This window comes from Micromonospora sp. NBC_01405, from assembly GCF_045040155.1.
Lineage (GTDB): Bacteria > Actinomycetota > Actinomycetes > Mycobacteriales > Micromonosporaceae > Micromonospora.
The window spans coordinates 4799045-4817366 of record NZ_CP109532.1; the positions used below are offsets into that span (position 1 = coordinate 4799045).

16 protein-coding genes are annotated in these 18322 nt (G+C 73.6%); 10 read left to right on the top strand and 6 right to left on the bottom strand.

Annotation, left to right across the window (positions count from 1 at the left end):
* Positions 1-10 precede the first annotated feature (10 nt).
* The gene (locus tag OG559_RS21100) at positions 11-970 is read right to left on the bottom strand and encodes an FAD-dependent oxidoreductase (protein ID WP_405106207.1); all 960 of its coding nucleotides are present in this window, start codon (positions 968-970) and stop codon (positions 11-13) included.
* A 193-nt stretch (positions 971-1163) separates the two neighbouring features.
* On the opposite strand from OG559_RS21100, the gene OG559_RS21105 reads away from it, so the two are divergent.
* Positions 1164-2072 carry a LysR family transcriptional regulator gene (locus OG559_RS21105; RefSeq protein ID WP_405106209.1) on the top strand — a complete coding sequence of 303 codons (909 nt, stop codon included), beginning with the start codon at positions 1164-1166 and terminating at the stop codon, positions 2070-2072.
* 86 nt (positions 2073-2158) lie between these two features.
* Positions 2159-2611, top strand: coding sequence for a hypothetical protein (locus OG559_RS21110; RefSeq protein WP_405106211.1), 453 nt, complete (start codon positions 2159-2161; stop codon positions 2609-2611).
* Positions 2612-2713: 102 nt separating this feature from the next.
* On the opposite strand, the gene OG559_RS21115 is transcribed toward OG559_RS21110, so the two are convergent.
* Positions 2714-3643 (bottom strand): aminoglycoside phosphotransferase family protein, encoded by a 930-nt coding sequence (locus tag OG559_RS21115; protein ID WP_405106213.1) that lies wholly within the window; start codon positions 3641-3643, stop codon positions 2714-2716.
* 319 nt (positions 3644-3962) lie between these two features.
* Between OG559_RS21115 and OG559_RS21120 the strand changes: the two genes are divergently transcribed.
* The 3 genes from OG559_RS21120 to OG559_RS21130 all read left to right on the top strand — a co-directional run bounded on the left by OG559_RS21120 (position 3963) and on the right by OG559_RS21130 (position 7305).
* On the top strand, positions 3963-4268 hold the full coding sequence (locus tag OG559_RS21120) for a hypothetical protein (protein ID WP_405116849.1): 306 nt from the start codon (positions 3963-3965) through the stop codon (positions 4266-4268).
* Between the two features lie 316 nt (positions 4269-4584).
* Positions 4585-6816: a M48 family metalloprotease gene (locus OG559_RS21125; RefSeq protein ID WP_405106215.1), complete on the top strand. Its 2232-nt coding sequence runs from the start codon at positions 4585-4587 to the stop codon at positions 6814-6816.
* Between the two features lie 75 nt (positions 6817-6891).
* Complete coding sequence (locus OG559_RS21130) at positions 6892-7305, top strand: effector-associated constant component EACC1 (protein ID WP_405106217.1); 414 nt, start codon at positions 6892-6894, stop codon at positions 7303-7305.
* Between the two features lie 117 nt (positions 7306-7422).
* On the opposite strand, the gene OG559_RS21135 is transcribed toward OG559_RS21130, so the two are convergent.
* Both OG559_RS21135 and OG559_RS21140 read right to left on the bottom strand, forming a co-directional pair.
* A complete protein-coding gene (locus OG559_RS21135) occupies positions 7423-7866 on the bottom strand; it encodes a nitroreductase family deazaflavin-dependent oxidoreductase (RefSeq protein WP_405116851.1) in 444 nt (147 codons plus the stop codon).
* 686 nt (positions 7867-8552) lie between these two features.
* Entirely contained in the window at positions 8553-10178 is a 1626-nt protein-coding gene (locus OG559_RS21140) for a GMC family oxidoreductase (protein WP_405106219.1), read from the bottom strand.
* A gap of 174 nt (positions 10179-10352) precedes the next feature.
* Between OG559_RS21140 and OG559_RS21145 the strand changes: the two genes are divergently transcribed.
* The 3 genes from OG559_RS21145 (at position 10353) to OG559_RS21155 (ending at position 13326) form a co-directional block, all read left to right on the top strand.
* Complete coding sequence (locus OG559_RS21145; protein ID WP_405098887.1) at positions 10353-10718, top strand: YciI family protein; 366 nt, start codon at positions 10353-10355, stop codon at positions 10716-10718.
* A gap of 281 nt (positions 10719-10999) precedes the next feature.
* Entirely contained in the window at positions 11000-12448 is a 1449-nt protein-coding gene (pyk, locus tag OG559_RS21150; RefSeq protein ID WP_405106221.1) for a pyruvate kinase, read from the top strand.
* Entirely contained in the window at positions 12445-13326 is an 882-nt protein-coding gene (locus OG559_RS21155) for an acyl-CoA thioesterase (protein WP_405106223.1), read from the top strand. Before pyk ends, OG559_RS21155 begins: the two co-directional genes overlap by 4 nt.
* On the opposite strand, the gene OG559_RS21160 is transcribed toward OG559_RS21155, so the two are convergent.
* Both OG559_RS21160 and OG559_RS21165 read right to left on the bottom strand, forming a co-directional pair.
* Positions 13327-15093, bottom strand: a complete 1767-nt coding sequence (locus tag OG559_RS21160) for an extracellular solute-binding protein (protein WP_405106225.1) — start codon at positions 15091-15093, stop codon at positions 13327-13329.
* Between the two features lie 24 nt (positions 15094-15117).
* Positions 15118-16455 (bottom strand): protein kinase domain-containing protein, encoded by a 1338-nt coding sequence (locus tag OG559_RS21165; protein ID WP_405106227.1) that lies wholly within the window; start codon positions 16453-16455, stop codon positions 15118-15120.
* Positions 16456-16671: 216 nt separating this feature from the next.
* On the opposite strand from OG559_RS21165, the gene OG559_RS21170 reads away from it, so the two are divergent.
* Together OG559_RS21170 and OG559_RS21175 are read left to right on the top strand one after the other, a co-directional pair.
* A complete protein-coding gene (locus OG559_RS21170; RefSeq protein WP_350885060.1) occupies positions 16672-17142 on the top strand; it encodes an Rrf2 family transcriptional regulator in 471 nt (156 codons plus the stop codon).
* Between the two features lie 185 nt (positions 17143-17327).
* Positions 17328-18287, top strand: coding sequence for a sulfite exporter TauE/SafE family protein (locus tag OG559_RS21175; protein ID WP_405106229.1), 960 nt, complete (start codon positions 17328-17330; stop codon positions 18285-18287).
* Positions 18288-18322 lie beyond the last annotated feature (35 nt).

Below are 18322 nucleotides of genomic sequence, written 5' to 3' on the forward strand. Positions count from 1 at the left end.
ACCGGGCGGGTCAGCCGTCCAGGGCGAGCCGGGCGACCTCGGCGGCGCAGCCCCAGGAGAGGGTGACCCCCGCGCCGCCGTGCCCGTACGCGTGCACGAGCCGGCCGCCGCCCGGTCCGGCCGGCTGCACCTCCACCCGGGGGCCGCCGTGCCGGGCCGGGCGGAGCCCGATCCGCTCATCGAGCACCGGCGCGTCGGCCAGCTCCGGCACCAGCGCCACGCAGCGGCGCCGGATCGCCGCCGCCGTTTCCGGGTCCGGCCGGGTGTCCCACACCCCCGGCTGGAACGTGCCGCCGAGCACCACGTCGTGCCGGCGCGGGTGTACGTAGGTGATCCCGGCCGGATCGTCCTCGTCGCGGAACGAGGTGGTCAGGCCCGGGTTCGCCACCAGCACCACGTGCCCGCGCACCGGATGCACCGCCGGGTCGGCGGCGAGCCAGCCGGCCGCCAGCCCGGTCGCGTTCACCACGGTGGGGGCCGCCTCGAAGGCCTCGTCCAGCCGCTGCACCCGGCGGCGCAGCACCCGCCCCCCGCCCGCCTCGACCCGCTCGGTCAGCCACGCCAGGTACGGCGTCATCTCCACCGTGGGCGCGGTGAACCGCAGCAGCGTCGTGTACGGCGCGGCGGCCGGCTCGGCCGTCAGGTCCCCGGTCGCATCCGCCCACCACGGCGGGCCCGCGTCGGGGCGGCGCAGCAGCATCCGGGTCGCCCGGGCCACCACCCCCGGCACCCCGCCGGCCGCCTGGCGGCCCAGTTCCGCGTGGGTCTCCCGGGCCCAGCGCAGCACCCGGGGGTCCTCGTCGGTGTGGCTCGGGTACCAGACCGCCGCAGCCACCGTCGACACGATGTCGGCCGGATCGTCCGCGGCCCACACCGTCACCCGCGCGCCCCGCTCCTGAAGCGCCACGGCGGCCGTCAGCCCGATCACCCCGCCACCGACCACCACCACGTCCGTCGTCTTCTCCGTCATCGCCCGCTCCCTCCGGTCGTCCACGGCTGTCGGTGCCGTGGCTGTCGTCCGCTGCCTGTCGTCCACGGTCGTCGCGCTGCGGTCGTCGCGTTGCGTTCTGTCACGCCGTGACTTCGGATCGTGCCCGGGCGGGCGGTGCGCCGTCCAAGACGGAAACCACAGTTGGCGATAAGCGGCGCTTATAATGGCTGCCATGCCCGACTCCGCAACCCGGGATCCCTGGTGGGATCTGCGCCGGCTGCGGTACTTCGCGGTGCTCGCCGAGGAACTGCACTTCACCCGGGCCGCCGCCCGCCTGCACATCGCCCAGCCGGCGCTCAGCCAGCAGATCCGGGCCCTGGAACGCCAGCTCGGCGTCCCGCTCGTGCACCGCACCAGCCGGGGCTGCACGCTGACCGAGGTGGGGCAGCGGGTCGCCGCCGAGGCGGGTCGGCTGCTCGCCGAGGTCGACGCCGGCACCGCCCGCATCCGCGACCTGGTGCGGGGCCGGGACGGCCGGCTCCGGCTGGCGTACACCCGCTCGGCCCGGGGCGGCCGGGTGGACGCCCTGGTGACCCGGTTCCGGGCCGCCCACCCCGACGTGGAGGTGGTCGCCGAGACCGCCTGGACCGCCCCCAACGTCGCCGGCCTGCTCGCCGGCCGGCTCGACGTGGCGTTCGTCCGCACACCGGTCGAGGAGCCGGGCCTGAGGTGCCGGCTCGTCGACACCGAGGAGCTGCTGCTCGCCCTGCCGGCCGGGCATCCGCTGGCCGCCGGCCGCCGCCGGATCAGCCGGGCCGAGGCGGTCGACCTGCCTGCGGTGATGTGGCCGCGCGAGAACGGCCCCGGCATGTTCGACCGGACCATCGCCCAGGTGTGGCCGCAGGGCGGCTTCCGCCTCGTCCGGCAGGAGCCGGACGACGAGCAACTGCTCCGCGCGGTGGCCGGGGGAGACGTGGTCGCGGCGGTGCCGGCCGGTCGCGCCCGGGCGCTCAAGGTGCCGGGCGTACGGCTGCGCCGGTTCACCGCCCCGACGCCCACCGTGGACGTGCGCCTGGCCTGGCCCCGCGACACCACGAACCCGGCCGTCCACCACCTCCTCGCCCTACTCGACGACGACTGACCGCCCCAGGGCCAGGGCCGCGACTCGCCGCTTTCTCTTTCGGCATTCGCGGACCTTGGACAATCGTCGTCTGCTGTGGACGATAGGTGTCCAAGAATCGGCGGCGGGCCGGGTCGGGCGACGGGGAGGTGCCGGTGAGCGGCGAGTTGGACGGGTTCGTCATCGGGTACGTGCCGGCGGGGATCGGCGCGGAGGTGTCCGACTTCGCCAGCGAGTGGGAGGACGTGCGCTTCCGTACCCGGGTGTGGGAGCGGCAGGTCGAGGAGGGCTACCGGGTCGACCTGCGGGTGCACGTCCTGCGCGGCGGCGGGCTGGGCACCCTCGACGAGCTGCGCGACTTCCTCGCCGGCTACCACGAGCGGGACGCCGCGTCGTGGCGGCCGACCGAGTTCGTCGACGGCGACGTCACCGGCCTGATCGGCGACGGCGAAGCGTTCCGGCTGGTCGAGCCGGGCGTGGCGGTCGACGTGCTGGCCGACCCGGAGCGGGTGCCGGAGGCGGAGCTGCGGGCCGTGCTCACGCAGGTCCACCCCGGCTGAGCCTGCGGTGCCGCCCGGCCTGTCGAACTCGACCTCACCTGGCTGAAGGACGCCGACGCGCTCCTGCCGCCCGAGGCCATCGCGCAGGAGATCGTCGAGGACCTACAGGCGGCGCTGCGCGAGTTCGTACTCCGAGAAGATCTCGCCGATGACGCGTAGTGCGCCGTCGGCCGGCTCGTCGGCATTGCGCAAGGTCCGGGCACAGGTGACGAGCGTCTTCCAGAGGGCCCAGCCGCGCCCGCGCGCCCATGTCGCCTCGTCGACGGACAGCCGCTCCCGGAACGCCTGCCGGCCTTCGGCGGTCAGCAGTGTCCACGCGATTGCCAGGTCGCAGGCCGGATCGCCGACGCCGCATGTCCCGAAGTCGATGACGGCTGCCAGCTCCCCGTCGTTGAGCAGGAGATTTCCCTGCGCGACGTCACCGTGGAACCAGCGCTCCACGCCGTCCCAGCGTGCGTCCAGTGCGCTCTGCCAGACCTCACGAGCCAGGTCGACGTCGACGTGACCGTCGAGTGCCGTGAGCGCGCGCCGGGCTTCGCCGTCGTAGGTGCGCAGCGTGCCGCCCCGGTACCAGTTGTGCTGTCCGGGGCGGGGCCCGTCGGTGGTATCGACGCTTTGCAGGGCCGTCAGGAACTCGGCCAGGTCGAGCGCGAACCGGACGGGGTCGGCGATGCGGTCGGCACTCGCCGTCTCGCCGTCGAGCCATGGGTAGATCGACCATGGGTAGGGGTAGCCTGCGCCGGGTTCACCTTTCGCCAGTGGGATGGGGATGGGCAGCGGGAGTCGGGGGGCGAGCGCCGGAAGCCACCGGTGTTCCTTGTCGACCGCCAGGGCGTACTCCGATGCGCTGGGCAGCCGCACCAACGCTCGGGAGCCGAGGTGGAAGGTCCAGTTGTCCCAGCCACCGACGGCTACGGGCTGAACGGGGAGGCCGGCCCATTGAGGGAACTGGTCGGCGACAAGCCGACGCACCTGTTCCGCGTCGACGGCAATGCGCTGGGGAACGGGACCGAGATGCGGTGTGCTGCTCATCGAGACGTCCTTGTCTGACAGGGGAGAAAGGGTGTGGGAGCTGAGCGACAACTCGCCGTCCGAGCACACCCCGTGGCTGCTCAAGCCGGGATGTGCTTGGCTGAGCTACGGGTCGAGGTTGGTGCGGAAACGAAGGCAGCCACCGTCAATCACGGACGTTGTGTGACTGACCATGACGCGGCGGTGACCGCCGGGTACAGGGTAGACGCGTGTGTGACTTGGTCTGTCCTACTGGGATCGTGACCGTGAACCACGAAGGGTGTCCTACCAGGAGGATCTGCTCGCCACGGCGGTGACCCTGGCCTGTCGGCACAAGCTGGTGCGGTGGTGGATCAGGTGGCGGTACGTCGTGGCCCGGGCGGCGAGTCCTCAGTTCGTACAGCCGATCTTCTTCCGATTGATCCGCGTGCACGCGGACTGGATCACCTACGACGCCTGGATCTGGCTCGACGGCTACCAGCTCGACGACAGGGGCGACGCGGTGGCGCGACGGTCGATCTTCGTCCAGAAGGCCGGGCTCCGGGTGCTGGCCCCCTCCGCGCTGGCCCCGACCCCGGCCGACCGCCGAGCGCGACGGTCGCGACAGCCGGCCCCTCGAAGGTCGGCACCGCTCGCGGGTTCATAGTTCCCCGCGCTTCTTCATGATCGGGCGGCATCGGTGTTCGCCTTGGCGAATGGCGAGGCAGCCCCACTTTCGCGGAACTGCCGTGGTCGCGCTTTGTCAACCTTACGTCTGTCACGAAGCGCTGTAGGAATATTGGTAGCGAGATCCATTCAGGACAGGTAACGTGCCGACGTCGATTCCATCAGCGGGACGACGCTATTCTCCGCACCTGCGCAATTCCTCCGACGGTCGGCCGAGCCGCCCGTCCGATACGCCGTGCCCGTGAACCGTCCCCGCTCGCCACCCGCCCCGGTGGCGGCCGAGTCGAGGAGCCGCCGTGCGCGACCCGGAAACTGACCGGCAGGTCAGGCCCGCCACCGTGGAGACACCCACCGACCCCGAGCCGGCCACCGAGCCGGGCGACGGGTCCCGGCTCGGCAGGAGCTTCGCCAACCGTCCCCTCGGCTACCCCAACGCCCTGGTCTGGCTGCGCACCGGCATCCTGCGCGACTGGCGCGGCGTGCTGGGCGCGTTCCTGGCCACCTGGTTCTACGTACCCGTCGCCCTGCTCCTCGCGGTGTGGGGCGGAGTCGGCCTCGCCGTCTACGGCCTGATCGCCGGCGGCAGTGGGTTCGCCGACGCCGTGCCGCCGGTGCTGCGCGACGCGCCCCTGGTGGGTGCCCTGCTCGACGCCTTCCTCAACCGGTCCGGCGGGGTGCTCGGCGGTTTCGCCGGCTTCGCGATCGGCTTCCTGGCCGGCTTCCTCGTGGTGCTGGTGCTGCCGTGGCGCGACGCGTTCGACGAGCCGGCGAACCTGTTCACCGGCCTGGCCGGGATGGTGGCGGCCGCCGCGCTGGTCGGCGTGCTCTACACCCTCTACCGGGTGCTGTGGGAACCCTGGCTGCTGACCGTCTCGGGGGCGCGTCAGCTCAGCCGCCGCGAGGCCGCACGGCTCCGACCCATCCTGTACGACTGCGCGAGCGCCCTCGGCCTGCCCAACGTGCCCAGGCTGCTCATCGAGGACGACCCGGTGCTGACCAACGCCCGCGCGTACGCCCGGCACGTGGTGGTCACCAGCAGTCTGCTCGACGAGTCCGACGAGGACATCGCGGCGCTGCTCAGCCACGAGCTGGTGCACTGGCACACCGGCGACGAGGTGACCGGCGCGTTCGTCCGGGGGGTGGCGCTGCCGCTGGTGCTGGTGCACGCGGTGCCGGCGTGGCTGATGCGGACCTTCCCGCACCCGGCCACCAACCTCGTGGTGTTCGTCTTCTTCTGGCCCGTGCTGCTCACCATGAAGTACGTGGTTCTGCCCCCGCACTCCCGGGACGTCCGGGCCGCCGAGTACCGCGCCGACGCCGGTGCCGTGCTCGCCGGCCACGCCCGGGGCATGCGGGACATGCTGGAGCGGCGCAAGTCCTTCGAGAGCGGGCGCAGCGGCTGGGACGAGGCTGTCTGCGCCACCCACCCCGCGTCCGAGCTGCGGCTGGACCGGCTGGAGCGGCTCGCACCGCCTGCCGACGCGGCCGACGGTGCCGAGCGGCCCGCCGGGGACGTCGCCCCGGTCACCGCCGAGGACCTGTTCGGGCGGCCGGGGGCGATCGCATCCCCGCGGGCCGTGCTGGTGGCCGGCCTGCTGGCGCTGGCCTGCGGCCTCGGTGGCACCCTGCTCGGGGCGGCGCAGTGGGCGTTCTTCCGGCCGGCGACGGTCGTCGACGGGTACTTCTCGGGGCTGGCCGACCACGACGCCCGCGCGGCCCTGGAGTCGCTGGCCCCCAACGTACGGCCGTCCGGCGGCGACCTGGAGATGCTCGCCGCGCTGGTCGAGGCGAAGGACTACCAGCCGCCCGAGGACGTCGACGTGACGTCGATCGAGCGGGACGGCGACGAGGCGGTCGCCACGGTCGACTTCACCCTCGCCGGCCGGAAGACGACCGCGAAGCTGCACCTGGAGCGGGAGGAGTCCGCCACCCTGGGGTTCTTCCACGGCTGGGCGATCAGCGAGAGTTCCCCATGGCTCGACCTGCCGGCCGGGCAGGCGGGCCTGACGATCAACGGGGTGCCGGTGCCGGTCGGGCCGGAGGGGAGGAGCATCCCCGTGCTGCCCGGCGCCTACAAGGTGGGCGGGCAGTCCAACCTGCTCGCCGAGACCCCGCCGCAGGTCGTCCTGGCCGTACCCGGACAGGGCAACGTCGGCGACGTGCGGCTGACACCGACCCTGACGCCGACCGCCCGGTCGACGGCCGATCAGGAGGTACGAAAGTACCTGGACGCCTGCGCCGCGCAGCAGATGGCCGCGCCGGAGAACTGCCCGTTCCGCTACTACACCGGGGAGACGGTCAAGAAGATCGCCTGGAAGATCACCGAGTACCCGAAGGTGGAGCTGACCCTGACCGGCCCCACCACGGCCCAGGTCTCGACGCCGTACGAGGCGCAGGGGACGGCCCTGGCCACCGGCACCACCCAGGGCTTCTACGGAACCAGCCCGTTCACCGAGGACGACACGTTCGGTGTCACCGGCGTCCTGTCGGTGGTGGACGGCAGGCTGACGTTCCAGCCAGGCGAGTGAGGGTGGACCGCCGATGACGGGAACGGCCCGTTCGCTGGTGGCCGGCGGAGGAGACGAGTGAAGGAGAGGGACCACGTGACCGAGACCCCGACCGGGGCCCGGCAGCCGGTGCGGCTGGTGCTCGTGCCGCGCACCGCCCGGCCACCCCGGGTGCCGCTGCTGGACTGGCTGCACCAGCGCCCCGAGTTCCGTGCCGGGGTGCGGGACTCCGGCGGCCGGACCGGCGGCCGGCCCGGGTTCAGCGACGCGGTGATCATCGCGGTGGTGGCCCAGGCGCTGCTGCCGGGGCTGTTCGGCCTGTTGCAGAGCTGGGTCGACCAGCAGCGCACCGAGGTGAGCATCCGCATCCAGGTGGGCGACTCCGAGGTGGAGGTCCAGGTCAACGGCCGCACGGACGCGACGAAGCTGATCGACCAGGCGACCCGCGCGCTGCGGCAGGCCGGGGGAGCGGGTGCCGACCCGGCAGGCCCGGCCGGCCCGGCCGCCTGATCGACGAGCCCGCGCGGGCTCCGCCGGCCCCGCCTCCGCCCGTGCGGGGCGCACCCCGCACGGGCGGGCCGGACCGGCCCGGACCCGCACGCGTGGCACGACCGGGAGCCTCGGCGGTCAGGCCCGCTCGACCACCACGACCGGGATCTCCCGGTCGGTGTCGCGCTGGTAGCGGGCGTACTGGGGAAAGACCTTCGTCATCAGCTCCCACAGCCGGGGCCGCTCCTCGGCGGCGGCCGTCCGGGCCCGCCCCTGGAAGCGTTCGGCACCGATCTGCACCTCCACCTCCGGGTCGGCGACGAGGTTCAGGTACCAGTACGGGTGCGCCGCCGCGCCCCCGTTGGAGGCGACCAGCACGACCCGGTCGCCGTCCCGCCCGTAGATCAACGCGGTCCGCCGCAGCTTGCCGGACCTGCGGCCCCGGGTGGTGACCAGCAGCGCGTCGTAGCCCTGGTACGTGGCCCCCTCGGCGCCGTCGGTCGCCACGTACCGCTGCACGTGCGCGGCCACCCAGCCGACCGGGCTCTCCTCAATCGACTCGTCCTGCTCCGGTGCGGCCATGCCGTCGCCTCCTCGCGCTCGCGGGACACCCCCTGCGTCCCCCCGGAGGGTAGCGACCAGGTGCAGGGGCGCGGGCACGTGATCGAGGTGGGCGTGCCGGAACGGTCGGGTCAGCGGGCACGGGTGGAGACCCAGCGCGTCGAGGATCTCGGCATGCTGACTCTCGGCGAACAGCCGGGGCGCGCCGGCGAGCGGCACGTCGCCGCGCAGCGCCGCGTCCAGGCGCTCCGGGTCGACCTCGCCCACGCCCAGCGCCACGAACGCCGCCGGGTCGGCCCCGGACGGGCCGGGTGGTGGCAGCGGGCCGTCCACCGGGTGCAGGGTGCCATCGAAGCCGGCCAGGAACTCGTTGTCGTCGTCGTCCCAGTACTCGGTGACCCAGGAGCGGTCGGAGATGTATTCGTGCGCCAGCTCGCCGGCGACGTGGACGGTGGCCGACATGACGTCGGAGTCGAACACGTTGAAGGCCACCGCCGGCTCGCCCGTCGCCACGCTGATGAGCTCGGCCAGGTCGTCGACCTCGGCGTAGCCGCTCTCCTCCTCTTCGCGCGGCACGACCGCCCACCGCCGTGGCCCGACCGCCGTCACGTACGCCTCCCGGCCGGCGTCGCCCACCGCCGCGCGCACGGCGGCCAGGTCGCCGACGGCCAGAATGCTCTGATAACTCGTTCCCATGCCCGGGGACGCTACGACGCCGGTCCGACACCCGTCGGCTGCGGCACCTGGCCCAGGATCAGGTCCGCCGCCCGCCAGGCCAGCGCCATCACCGGGGCGTTGAGGTAACCCGACACCAGCACCGGCAGCACGGAGGCGTCCACCACCCGCAGCCCGTCGACCCCGCGCACCCGCAGCTCGGGGTCGACGACGTGCTCGTCGCCCGGCCCCATCGCGCAGGTGCCCACCGCGTGGTACCCGCAGTAGCCCAGCGCCAGCGTCGCCTCGACGATCTCCCGGTCGTCGCGCACCTCCGGGCCGGGCACGGTCTCCACCGCGATGCGCCCGGCGACCGGGTCGGTCGCGAACAGCTCCCGCATCCGCCGGAAGGCGTTCACGGCGACTCGCCGGTCGTGCGGGGTGTCGAGGTAGTTGGCGACGATCCGGGGCGGGGCCGACGGGTCGGCCGAGGTGATGGTGAGGCTGCCCTCGCTGTCCGGCCGGGTGACCGTGCACAGCCCCATCATCCCCGGCTCGGACTCCAGCTCCAGCGCGTGACCGGGGCGGCGTGGCGCCGCCGAGAAGGGCGCGACCAGCAACTGCGCGTCCGGATGATCGACGTCGGGGGCGGAGCGGAAGTGCGCCCCGATGTCCTGCACGGGCAGGCTCAGCGGTCCGCGCCGGGTCAGCGCGTACCGCAGCGCGGCCAGCCCCTGCCCGACCAGGCTGCCCAGCATGTGGTTGTAGCCGCCGTTGCCGGCCAGCCGGAACTGCACCGGCGTCGACCGGTGCTCGCGCAGCCCGCGCCCCACCCGGGGCCGGTCCAGCAGCACGGCCACCCCGGCCCGGCGCAGCGTGTCCGCCGGCCCGACCCCGGAGACCTGCAACAGTTGCGGGCTGGCGATCGCCCCGGCGGCGAGGATCACCTCGGCCGAGGCGGCGTAGTCGACCGTCCGTCCCGCGCGGCGGGTCCGCACCCCGATGGCCCGGCCGGCATGGACGAGGACCCGCAGCACCTCCGTCTCCACGGCCACGGTCAGGTTGGGTCGGTCCCGGACCGGGTGCAGGAACGCGTCGGCGGCGCTGACCCGGCGTCCGTCGCGGATCGTCGCGGTGACATAGCCGATCCGCTCGCCGTCCTCGGCGTTCAGGTCGTCCACCCGACGCCAGCCCAGCGCCTCCCCGGCGCCGATCGTCGCCTCGCACAGCTCGTCGGTGTCGGTCGCCGAGGACAGCCGCAGCGGCCCGCCCGCGCCGCGCATCTCGGAGGCCCCCAGCGGGTGGTCCTCCAGCCGCTTGAAGATCGGCAGCAGGGTGTCCCAGCCCCAGCCCGGGTTGCCCAGCCGTTCCAGCCCGTCCCAGTCGACCCGGTCGCCCCGGCCGTACACCATGCCGTTGATCGAGCTGGACCCGCCGATCAGCCGGCCGCGCTGCCACACCTCGCGCCGCGCGGGCGTCGCCTCCGCCGGGTAGTGCCACGCGGTGCGTCGGTCGTCCATCAGCCGGCTGAACCCCTTCGGCAGCCGCACGAAGGGGCTGCGGTCCCAGCCGCCCGCCTCGACCAGCAGCACCCGGGTCGCCGGGTCCTCGCTCAGCCGGTTCGCCAGCACGCACCCGGCGGCGCCCGCGCCCACCACGACGTAGTCGTACTCCTGCACGGGGCCTCCCGCTTCGATGGATACGAGAACCACTCAGAAGGTAGTTGCTCGATCACCGAGGGGAAAGGTCGGGGTCGCCCCGCGCGTCCGTCGGGTCACCCGGCGTGGCGGATCGGGTCGAGTGGCCCCGCCGCCGGCCCCGCCCGTGCGACGCTGGCCAGGGGGAGGAGCGCCATGACGGGGATGCCGCAGGTCGACTTCGCGCTCGACACCTACGAGTGCATCGTGCTCTACCCGGGTCCCTCCGGGCGGGCCCTGCCCGACGAGACGGTCCAGCGGTTGCAGGCCGAACACACCGAACACATGCGGGCCCTGCAACGACGGGGCATCGTGCTGGTCGCCGGTTCGATCGACGGCCCCGCCCGCGAGCCCGACCCGCCGATCGGCTTCGGGCTGGCCCGCACCGGCTCGGTGGACGACGTGCGCGGCGTCATGGAGGCCGACCCGGCGGTGCAGGCCGGGCTCTACCGGGTGGACGTGCTGACGTTCCTCTGCCCGGCCGGCGCGGTGGAGTTTCCCCTGGCCAAGACGGAGAGCTGACCGCTCGGCGGCCGGCGGGGTGTCGGCATCGTGACGGCGGTCGCGGCCCGTCCGCTGATACCGTCGCCCAGTGGTGGGGAGCGCGCGCCCGAGGGAGGTGACGCCGGGCGGTACGATTCCCGGCGCGCGGTCGCCGATGCCCGCCGACACGACGATTCCGGACAATGGTTCCGGGTGTGAGTCCGCCCGCCGGGTGCGCGGGTGTGGCGCGTCGTCGCAGAACTGTTCCGCAATCCGAAAGGGGTCGGCCCGTAGACCGACCCGGAGGAGAGACTAGCCTGATGGGCGTGACACGCCGCGCGAAGATCGTCTGCACTCTCGGCCCCGCCACCTCGTCCCCGGAGCGCATCCGGGGGCTTGTCGAGGCGGGCATGAACGTGGCGAGACTCAACTTCAGCCACGGCAGCCACGCGGACCACGAGGCGGTCTACCGACTCGTCCGCGAGGCCTCCGACGCCGCCGGCCGGCCGGTGGCCCTGCTCGCCGACCTTCAGGGCCCGAAGATCCGGCTCGGCCGGTTCGCCGACGGCCCGCACGAGTGGCGCACCGGCGACTCCGTGGTGATCACCGGGGACGAGATCCTCGGCACCAAGGAGCGGGTCTCCTGCACCTACCGCAAGCTCCCGCAGGAGGTGAAGGCCGGCGACCGGCTGCTGATCGACGACGGCCGGGTGGCCATCGAGGTCAGCGACGTGGTCGGCAACGACATCCGCTGCCTGGTCACCGAGGGTGGCCCGGTCTCCAACAACAAGGGCGTCTCGCTGCCCAACGTGGCCGTCAGCGTCCCGGCCCTGTCGGACAAGGACGCCGAGGACCTGCGTTTCGCCCTCGGCCTCGGCGTCGACATGATCGCGCTCTCCTTCGTCCGCTCGGCGGAGGACATCAAGCTCGTGCACAACATCATGGCCGAGGAGGGCCTGTACCGGCCGGTGCTGGCCAAGGTCGAGAAGCCCGAGGCGGTCGACCACCTCGAGGCGATCGTGCTGGCCTTCGACGGCGTCATGGTCGCCCGCGGTGACCTCGGCGTCGAGATGCCGCTGGACCAGGTCCCCCTGGTGCAGAAGCGCGCCGTGCAGCTCTGCCGGGAGAACGCCAAGCCGGTCATCGTGGCCACCCAGATGCTCGACTCGATGATCGAGAGCTCGCGGCCGACCCGCGCCGAGGCCTCCGACGTGGCCAACGCGGTCCTCGACGGCGCCGACGCGGTGATGCTGTCCGGCGAGACCAGCGTCGGCAAGTACCCGGTGCTCACGGTCAGCACCATGGCCAGGATCATCACCACCACCGAGGCCGGCTCGATCGGGGTGCCCCGGCTCCAGCACGACCCGCGCACCCACGGCGGGGCGCTCACCGTCGCCGCGTCCTCGATCGCCCGGGCCATCGGCGCGAAGGCCCTGGTGGCCTTCTCGCAGACCGGTGACACCGTCAAGCGGCTCAGCCGGCTGCACTGCGACCTGCCGCTGTTGGCCTTCACCCCGGTGCCCGAGGTGCGCAGCCAGCTCGCCCTCTGCTGGGGCGTGGAGACGTTCCTGATGCCGTTCGTCGAGCACACCGACGACATGTTCCGCCAGGTCGACCAGGCGCTGCTCGGGCTCAACCGGGCCAACCCCGGCGACTACGTGGTGATCGTCGCCGGCAGCCCGCCCGGCACCCCCGGCTCCACCAACACCCTGCGGGTGCACCAGCTCGGCTCGCTGGTCGACGCGGCGTCCGCGCGGGCGTTGCAGTGACCGACCCGGCCGCCGTCGGCCAGGCTGCCGTCGACCAGCTTCTCGGGGTTCTCGACCTGGAGCGGACCGACGAGATGACCTTCCGGGGGATGAGTCCGACGGTCGGTCCGCAGCGGGTGTACGGCGGCCAGGTCGCCGGCCAGGCCCTGGTCGCCGCCGGCCGCACCGTCGACCCGGAGCGGTTCGTGCACTCGCTGCACGGGTACTTCGTCCGGCCCGGCGACCCGGCCGAGCCCATCGAGTACCAGGTGGAGAACGTCCGCGACGGCCGGTCGTTCTCCGTGCGCCGCTCGGTGGCGCTCCAGCACGACAAGCCGATCTTCTTCATGTCGGCGTCGTTCCAGCGGACCGCGGAGGGCCTGGACCACCAGGACCCCACCCCGCCGGACGTGCCCGCGCCGGACGACGTGCCCACGATGGCCGACCGGCTGTCCCGCTACCCGGAGCGGCTGGGCATCTGGGGGCAGATCCCGCGCCCGATCGACGTGCGCTACGTGGGCGAGCCCGGCTGGGTTCGCCCCGGCGACCGGCCCGCCGACCCGCACCAGCGGGTCTGGATGCGCATCGACGGCAAGCTGCCCGACGACCCGCTGCTGCACGCCTGCGCCCTGACGTACGCCTCCGACCTGACCCTGCTGGACTCGGTGCTGTCGGTGCACGGCGAGGTGTGGGGGCCCGGCGGCGTGGTCGGGGCCAGCCTCGACCACGCCCTGTGGTTCCACCGGCCATTCCGGGCCGACGAGTGGTTCCTGTACGACTGCGGCAGCCCGTCCGCCTCCGGCGCGCGCGGGCTGGCCACCGGCCGGGTCTTCACCACCGACGGCCGGCACGTCGCCAGCGTCGTGCAGGAGGGCCTGCTGCGCCGGGTCGGCACCTGATCAGAAGCTGCTGACCAGCTTCACGAACGCCTCGTCGATCGTCCCCGGGTCCCTGGCGTCGAACGCCTTGCCGGCGCTGGCCTTGGCGATCTTGTCGAGGGTGGCGAAGTCGGAGTCCTGGTCGAAGGCGACGCAGAAGACCTTCACCGGCCGCTCCGGGTCCAGCGCGATGTCCTTCAGCAGCCGGGCGAGGTCGCTGTCCTTCGGGTACTCGTTCTTGCCGTCGGTGAGGACCACCACCGCGTTGATCCGGTCCGGGTCGTAGTCGTCGAGCAGTTGGCGGTGCGCCGCGCGGACCGTCGCGTACAGCGCGGTGCCGCCGTCGGCCTTCAGGCCGCCGAGCTTGCCGGTGAAGCGGGCCTCGTTGAACGGCGAGAGCCGAAGCTCCTCGCGGTGCGGCTTCGGGCGCTGCGACGTCTCGGAGGAGAACGACCAGAGGGCGACCTGGTCGGCCGAGTTGAGCAGGCCGACCGCCTTGCCGGCGGCACCGGTGGCGACCTGGAGCCGGGACTGGCCGCCGACCTTCTTGGTCATCGAGCCGGAGACGTCCACGGCGAACAGGATGTTCGCCTTCTTGCGCAGCGTGCTCCACCCGCGCAGGATCGCGTCCACCACCTCCGGCTCCGGCGGATCGAAGTAGTTGAGGTTCCCGGCGGGCCCGCCCCGCACGGCGGCGACCAGCTCGTCCGAGGGCCGGCGTTCGTGGTCGCGGAAGCCGAGCTCGGCGAAGCTGCGCTGCTGCGGGCGGTCCTGGAGGAAGCGCAGGAAGTCCTGCGCCGCCGCGCGCTGCGCCTCGTCGGCCGAGGGCAGCACCACGTACGGGTGGTCGAGGTTGAAGGTGCCCTCCTTCGGGTGCACCGCCACCAGCGGGACCCGGGGCTTCTGGCCCGGCGTGGGGCTGAGCTGACCCTGGTTGTACTGGTAGACCAGCTCCTCCTGCACCACGACCGCGCTCATGTCCCGCGTCCGCGCGTCGCCGCCCGCGCCCAGGTCCGCCTCGGCGAGGTCGCGCAGCAGGTCCACCGAGTCGTCGCTGTAGTGCGAGACGTTCGCCTCGATCTCGCGCACGAACCGGGTCACCGCGGGCTGCGCCAGGTCGGGCTCGGTCAGGTCGCTGGAGCGCTGCACCGCCGCGTAGTAGGTCGCGATGGTGGCCGCCAGCCCCGAGGTGGACAGGTTGGGGTTGTCCTTGCCGAAGGTGAACCGGCCCCACTCGGGCCGGCCGAAGGCCGCCCAGCCCTGGTCCCCGGACAGCCCGAGGACGTCCGCCCAGCCGAGGGGGCCGCGCTGCTGCACCAGCTCGCCCTTCTCCTTGGGCATGGCGATGACCAGCGGGCTGTTCGCGATCGACGGGTACCGGCCGGGGGTCTGCGCCGGCCGACCGTTCGTCTCGTTCAGCAGCCGCAGCCGACCGGTCCACAGCGACGACGTCGGCAGCCACACCTGCGGCGCCGGGATCGCCGGCTGCTGCCTGGCCCAACCGCCCGCCAGCGCCTCCATCGCCTTGCCCGAGTTGAGCCCGTGCACGGTCACCTGGGCGCAGCGCCCGCCGAAGCGCCGGTCGCTGTCGTTGTACTTCGCGGCGAGCTGGCCGAGCAACTGGTCCTTCTCCGTCGAGGAGTTCACCTCCAGCGCCACGCACGAGGAGCGGTCCGCGCCGGAATCCGGCCGCACGATCACGTACGCCGCGGCGATGACCGCGAGCCCGGCGACCACGGCCACCGTCAACGGCAACCAGGGCCGGGCGGAAGGCTGACCAGGGGCCATCGGATCCTCCAGGGGTTCGCGGGTTCAGGTGCCGGGGTGGGCCGTGGGGCCGCCCCGGTCGGACGTGGGCGCCCCGGACCCGTCCGGTGCGGGGGCGTCCGGTGCGGCGGCTCCGGGCAGCGCGGTGGCGACGAGCAGACGGACACCGTAGACCACGACGAAAGTCACCGCCCCCACGGCGGCGGCGGGGCCCGGGGCGGTGGTCGCCACGTACCCGGCGGCCCCGCCGGCCGCGCCCAGGAAGATGGCGGCCGAGATCCCCCAGGCATCGGCGTACTGCCGGCGCACCCGCCGCGACCACGTGTCCCGCTCAGGCCCGCGCCCCGCCGGTCGGTACGTGGTCGGCCCGTGCGTCGTGGGCTGGTAGGTCGTGGGCTGGTAGGCGGTGGGCGGGGGAGCCGTCGGCCCGTGCGTCGTGGGCTGGTACGTGGTCGGCCCACGCGTCGTCGGTGGGTGAACGGTCGGTTCGTGCATCGCCGGTTGGCGGGGGACCACCTGGGTGGCCGCCGCGTCGGTGCCCGCCTGCAGCGCCGTCTGGATCGGCACCGGCGCCCCGGCGCGCGGGGTGTGCCCCAGCAGGCGCAGCAGGACCTGTTCGGCCGGCGGCCGGGCCCGGTGGTCCTTGTCCAGGCACTGCCCGACCAGCTCGCCCAGCGGGCCGGAGAGGCCGGCCAGATCCGGCGGGTCGTGCAGCACCCGGTTCATCACCGCGACGACCGTCCCGGTGCCGAACGGCGGTCGGCCCGCCGCGGCGAACGCGATGGTCGCGGCCCAGGCGAACACGTCGCTGGCCGGGCCCACCTCGTCGTCGCGGAACCGCTCCGGCGCCATGTACGGCGCGGTGCCCATGACCCTGCTGGTCATCGTCTCGGTGACGTCGAGGGCCCGGGCGATGCCGAAGTCGATGACCCTGGGCCCGTCCGCGCCGAGGACGACGTTGTCGGGCTTGAGGTCGCAGTGCACCACGTCGGACTGGTGGATCGCGGCGAGCGCGGTGGCGGTGCCCACGGCCAGTCGGTGCAGGGCGTTGCCGGTGACCGGGCCGAACTCGCGGACGTGCCGTTGCAGGGTCGGGCCCTCGATGTACTCGCTCACCACGTACGGCGGGTCGCTGTCCACGTCCGCGAAAAGGATTTGCGCGGTGCAGAACGGCGTTACCCGCCGGGCGGCGGCGATCTCCTTGGCGAACTGGGCCTTGGCGCGCGGGTTGAGGTGCAGGTCGAGGTTGATCATCTTGACGGCGACCAGCGTGCCCTGCTGGTCGCGGCCCAGGTAGACCACGCCCTGGCCGCCCGCGCCGAGTCGGCTGAGCAGCTCGTAGGGGCCCGTCCGGTCCGGATCCCGCGGACCCAGCGGCGTCATGTCCGGCATCGCTGTCGCTGCCCCTATCGGCCTGGCTGTCTTCCGCTCTGCGCGCTGACGCGTCGTCGGGTCCCCGTCGTGCGACGACACGGGTATGGTGCCACGACCGCGCCACCGACGAGAGCCGCCCGGCCGGGCGGTGGGACGAGGGCGGTTCGACCGTTCGGCCGAGGGGCGGCAGCCTGGCCGGTCGGCTCGGCGACTAACCTGGCCGACATGCGTCTCTCCGCTCGGGTCGACTACGCCCTCCGCGCGGCCGCCGAACTCGCGGCGGTCGCCGACGGTGCCGGTGCCGGCCGGGCCCGCCCGGTGACGGCCGAGCAGATCGCCAAGACGCAGGAGATTCCGCCGAAGTTCCTGGAAAGCATCCTGCTGCAACTGCGCCGCGGCGGGATCGTGCACGCCCAGCGCGGCCCCGAGGGCGGGTACTGGCTGGCCCGGCCGGCCGCCGACATCTCCCTGGCGGAGGTGATCCGGGTGATCGACGGGCCGCTGGCACACGTCCGGGGGCAGCGCCCGGAGCAACTCGGCTACCTCGGCGCCGCCCGGGCGTTGCAGGACGTGTGGATCGCCCTGCGGGCCAGCGAGCGGGAGATCCTCGAACTGGTCACCGTCGCGGACGTGGCCAACGGCACGCTCCCCGCGCGGGTCAACGAGCTGGCCGCCGACCCGCGCGCCTGGAGCTGACCGGCGCCACCCGCACTACCCGCGCCACCCGCCACCGCCACCGCCACCGCCACGGATCGCCGACCGCGCCACGGGTGGCGGCCGTCCGGCGCGTCCCATCAGCCGATCGGGGACTTGACCCGGGGCGACCCGTGCCGCATTGTCGACCAAGTCGATAGGATATGCCGCAAAGTCAGGGGGCGCTCGTGCGCAAGCTGCTGGTCCTTGCCCTGGTCGGGCTCGTCGCGCAACTGATCGACGGCTCGCTCGGCATGGCCTACGGGCTGACCTCGTCCACCCTGCTGCTCGTCGCCGGGGTCGCCCCGGCCGCCGCGTCGGCCTCGGTGCACCTGGCCGAGATCGGCACCACGCTCGCGGCCGGGGTGGCCCACTGGCGGTTCGGCAACGTCGACTGGCGGGTGGTCGCCCGCATCGCCGTTCCCGGCGCGCTCGGCGCGTTCGCCGGCGCCACCTTCCTCAGCGCCATCTCCACCGAGGCGGCCGCGCCTTGGATGGCCGCGATCCTGTTCACCCTCGGCGCGTACCTGCTGGTGCGCTTCTCCCGGCCGCTGCGCGTCAACCGCGCCGCCGGTGGGCTGCGCGGCCGGTTCCTCGGCCCGCTCGGCCTGGTCGCCGGCTTCGTCGACGCGACCGGCGGTGGGGGATGGGGTCCGGTCGCCACCCCGGCGCTGCTGGTCTCCGGCCGGATGGAGCCCCGCAAGGTCATCGGCTCGGTCGACACCGCCGAGTTCGTGGTGGCGGGCGCGGCCAGCGCCGGCTTCCTGATCGGCCTCGGCACCGAGGGCTTCCTGCTGCCGACCGTCGCCGCCCTGCTGATCGGCGGCCTGATCGCCGCCCCGATCGCCGCCTGGCTGGTCCGGATCGTCCCCGCACAACTCCTCGGCGCCACCATCGGCGGCGTGATCGTGCTGACCAACGCCCGCACCCTGATCCGCGTCGGCGGCCTACCCGGCGGGGCCCAGTGGCTGGTCTACGGGCTCCTCGCCGCCGGTTGGCTCGTCGCGATCGTCCTGGCCGTCCGCGCGCTGCGCCGCGTCCGCGACGCCCGCGCCACGGTCGAGGCCGCCGTCGCTGCTTCGGCTGCCCCGGTGGCGGACGACGCCCCGTCGCGGCCCGTCCCGGTGACTGCCACCGCCGAGGGCTGACGGTCGGAGGGCCCTGGGCCCTGGGCCCTGGACTC